3 protein-coding genes and 1 pseudogene are annotated in these 3,877 nt (G+C 70.0%); all 4 read left to right on the forward strand.

From position 1 onward, the window contains the following. Positions 1 to 94 precede the first annotated feature (94 nt). Positions 95 to 2,065: a squalene--hopene cyclase gene (gene shc / locus DY218_RS25455; protein WP_128558487.1), complete on the forward strand. Its 1,971-nt coding sequence runs from the start codon at positions 95 to 97 to the stop codon at positions 2,063 to 2,065. Continuing rightward, a complete protein-coding gene (locus DY218_RS25460; RefSeq protein WP_128558488.1) occupies positions 2,065 to 2,706 on the forward strand; it encodes a phosphorylase family protein in 642 nt (213 codons plus the stop codon). Before shc ends, DY218_RS25460 begins: the two co-directional genes overlap by 1 nt. Before the next feature lie 7 nt (positions 2,707 to 2,713). After that, positions 2,714 to 3,736, forward strand: coding sequence for an adenosyl-hopene transferase HpnH (gene hpnH, locus DY218_RS25465; protein ID WP_128558489.1), 1,023 nt, complete (start codon positions 2,714 to 2,716; stop codon positions 3,734 to 3,736). A 4-nt stretch (positions 3,737 to 3,740) separates the two neighbouring features. Beyond that, positions 3,741 to 3,877 (forward strand): annotated as a pseudogene (locus DY218_RS25470) (flavodoxin-dependent (E)-4-hydroxy-3-methylbut-2-enyl-diphosphate synthase); the annotation flags it as partial.

The following is a 3,877-nucleotide window of genomic DNA, read 5'->3' on the forward strand; positions in this document are numbered from 1 at the left end:
GCCGGCCGGTGCGCGGTACGCACCAGGCGTCCCGCGCACCGGCCGACGGCATACCCCAGCACAGCAGAAGTCGAACTGCACGTAAGGGGAAGCCATGACAGCGACGACCGACGGAAGCACGGGAGCGGTACCGCCCCACGCACCCTCGGCCAAGGAATCCACCGGCGAGGCACCGACCGCGCTCGACGCGGCCCGGCGGGCGACCGCACTCGCCACCGACTTTCTGCTCTCCCGCCAGGACGCCCAGGGCTGGTGGAAGGGCGACCTCGACACCAACGTCACGATGGACGCGGAGGATCTGCTCCTGCGCCAGTTCCTCGGCATCAGGGACGAGCACACCACGCAGGCCGCCGCCCTGTTCATCCGCGGGGAGCAGCGCGACGACGGCACCTGGGCGACCTTCTACCGCGGCCCCGGCGAACTCTCCACCACCATCGAGGCGTACGTGGCGCTGCGGCTCGCCGGCGACGCACCGGACGATCCGCACATGGCGAAGGCGTCGGAGTGGATCAGGGCGCAGGGCGGGATCGCCCGCAGCCGCGTCTTCACCCGGATCTGGCTCGCCCTCTTCGGCTGGTGGAAGTGGGACGACCTGCCCGAACTGCCCCCGGAGCTCATCTACTTCCCCAAGTGGTTCCCGCTCAACATCTACGACTTCGGCTGCTGGGCGCGGCAGACCATCGTGCCGCTCACCATCGTGTCGGCCAAGCGTCCGGTGCGGCCGGCGCCCTTCCCGCTCGACGAGCTGCACACCGACCCCGCCGTGCCCAGGCCACCGGAGCCGCTGGCGCCCGTGGCCAGCTGGGACGGCGTCTTCCAGCGGCTCGACAAGGCCCTGCACGCGTACCACAAGGTCGCCGTGCCCGGACTGCGCAGGGCGGCGATGCGGTCCGCCGCCCGGTGGATCGTGGAGCGGCAGGAGAACGACGGCTGCTGGGGCGGCATCCAGCCGCCCGCCGTGTACTCGGTGATCGCCCTGCACCTGCTCGGCTACGACCTGGAGCATCCGGTGCTGCGCGCCGGACTCGAGTCCCTCGACCGGTTCGCGGTCTGGCGCGAGGACGGCGCCCGGATGATCGAGGCCTGCCAGTCCCCGGTCTGGGACACCTGCCTGGCCACGGTCGCGCTCGCCGACGCCGGAGTGCCCGCCGATCACCCGCAGTTGGTGCGGGCCGCCGACTGGATGCTCGCCGAGCAGATCGTCCGCCCGGGGGACTGGTCGGTGCGCAGGCCCCAACTGCCGCCCGGCGGATGGGCGTTCGAGTTCCACAACGACAACTACCCCGACATCGACGACACCGCGGAAGTGGTCCTGGCGCTGCGCCGCGTCGCACACCCCGACCGGAAGCGGGTGGACGCGGCGATCGCCCGGGGCGTGCGCTGGAACGTCGGCATGCAGTCCAGGAACGGCGCCTGGGGCGCCTTCGACGTCGACAACACCAGCGCCTTCCCCAACCGGCTGCCGTTCTGCGACTTCGGCGAGGTGATCGACCCGCCGTCGGCGGACGTCACCGGTCACGTCGTGGAGATGCTCGCGTACGAGGGCAGGGCGCACGAGCCCGCGGCCCGGCGCGGCATCGAATGGCTGCTCGCCGAACAGGAGCCGAACGGCGCCTGGTTCGGCCGCTGGGGTGTCAACTACCTCTACGGCACAGGGTCCGTGGTGCCGGCCCTGACCGCCGCGGGTCTGCCGGCCTCGCATCCCGCGATCCGCCGCGCCGTCGACTGGCTGGAGTCGGTGCAGAACGACGACGGCGGCTGGGGCGAGGACCTGCGCAGCTACATCGACAGCGCCTGGGTGGCCCGCGGCGAGTCCACCGCCTCGCAGACCGGCTGGGCGCTGCTCGCGCTGCTCGCGGCGGGGGAGCGGGAGTCGAAGAGCGTGCAGCGCGGGGTGGCCTGGCTCGCCGAGACCCAGCTGGCGGACGGCACCTGGGACGAGCCGTACTTCACCGGCACCGGCTTCCCCTGGGACTTCTCCATCAACTACCACCTCTACCGGCAGGTCTTCCCGCTCACCGCACTGGGCCGATACGTCCACGGGACCGGCCACGAGGGGGCCTGATGGGCAGATCCCACGGGCCGACTCCGCTGCTCGTCGCCTGCGCGCTGGGCATCGAGCGGCTCGCCCTGCGCACGGGGGAGCGTGGCGGCGCCGACGCTCCCGTCACCGTGCTCCGCACCGGGATGGGCCCGAAGGCCGCCGAGCGCGCCGTCAGCCGGGCGCTCGGCGGTCCCACACTCCGGCACGCGGCGGTCGTCGCCACCGGGTTCTGCGCGGGGCTCGCCCCCGGCATGCACCCTGGTGACCTGGTCGTCGCCGAGGAAACGCGCGATCCGCACGGCGCCGTCCGCTGCGAGGCCACCGACGTACTGGTGAAACAGCTGGTCACGGCCCTGCCCGAGCGCACCGTGCACACCGGTCCGATGACCGGGTCCGACCATGTGGTGCGCGGCCACGAGCGGGCCGCGCTGCTCGCGGACGGGGCCATCGCGGTCGACATGGAGTCGGCGGCGACCCTGCGTACGGCCGTACGGTCCGGGTCCCGCCCGGTTGCGGCCGTACGGGTGGTCGTGGACGCTCCAGAACATGAACTGGTCCGTATCGGCACGGTGCGCGGTGGAATATCTGCATTCCGCGTTCTTCGTTCGGTACTTCCCGCTTTCTATGAATGGCACCGTTCTTTGCTGCTCCCCAGGAGGTGAGCGAGATATGGCCATGCCGATCCGCCAGACCGTCAAGGTGGCGACCTATCTCTTTGAACAGAAGCTCCGCAAGCGGGACAAGTTCCCGCTCATCGTCGAGCTGGAACCGCTCTTCGCCTGCAACCTCAAATGCGAGGGCTGCGGGAAGATCCAGCACCCCGCCGGAGTTCTGAAGCAGCGCATGCCGGTCGCGCAGGCCGTCGGCGCGGTCCTGGAATCCGGTGCCCCCATGGTGTCCATCGCCGGTGGTGAGCCGCTGATGCACCCTCAGATCGACGAGATCGTGCGGCAGTTGGTGGCCAAGCGCAAGTACGTCTTCCTGTGCACCAATGCGATGCTGCTGCGCAAGAAGATGGACAAGTTCAAGCCGTCCCCGTACTTCGCCTTCGCCGTGCACATCGACGGACTGCGCGAGCGGCACGACGAATCCGTCGCCAAGGAAGGCGTGTTCGACGAGGCGGTGGCCGCCATCAAGGAGGCCAAGAAGCGGGGTTTCCGCGTCACCACCAACTCGACGTTCTTCAACACCGACACCCCTCAGACCATCATCGAGGTGCTCAACTACCTCAATGACGACCTGGAGGTGGACGAGATGATGATCTCGCCCGCCTACGCCTACGAGAAGGCTCCCGACCAGGACCACTTCCTGGGCGTCGAGCAGACCAGGGAACTCTTCAAGAAGGCCTTCGCGGGCGGCAATCGGCGCCGCTGGCGGCTGAACCACTCGCCGCTGTTCCTCGACTTCCTCGAGGGAAAGGCCGATTTCCCGTGCACGGCCTGGGCCATCCCCAACTACTCGCTCTTCGGCTGGCAGCGGCCCTGCTATCTGATGAGCGACGGCTATGTGCCGACGTACCGCGAACTGGTCGACGAGACCGACTGGGACAAGTACGGCCGCGGCAAGGACCCGCGCTGCGACAACTGCATGGCGCACTGCGGCTACGAGCCGACCGCCGTGCTCGCGACCATGGGTTCGCTGAAGGAGTCGCTGCGGGCGGCCCGCGAGACCGTCTCCGGGAACCGGGGGTGACGCCATGAGCGGGGAACCGGTCCCACTGGGTCTGCCCGGCATGCCCGCCACGCCCATCGCCGAGCGGCGTCGCTCGCGGCAGATTCAGGTGGGCACGGTGGCGGTCGGTGGGGATGCTCCGGTGTCGGTGCAGTCGATGAC

The organism is Streptomyces triticagri (assembly GCF_003429565.1).
GTDB lineage: Bacteria > Actinomycetota > Actinomycetes > Streptomycetales > Streptomycetaceae > Streptomyces > Streptomyces triticagri.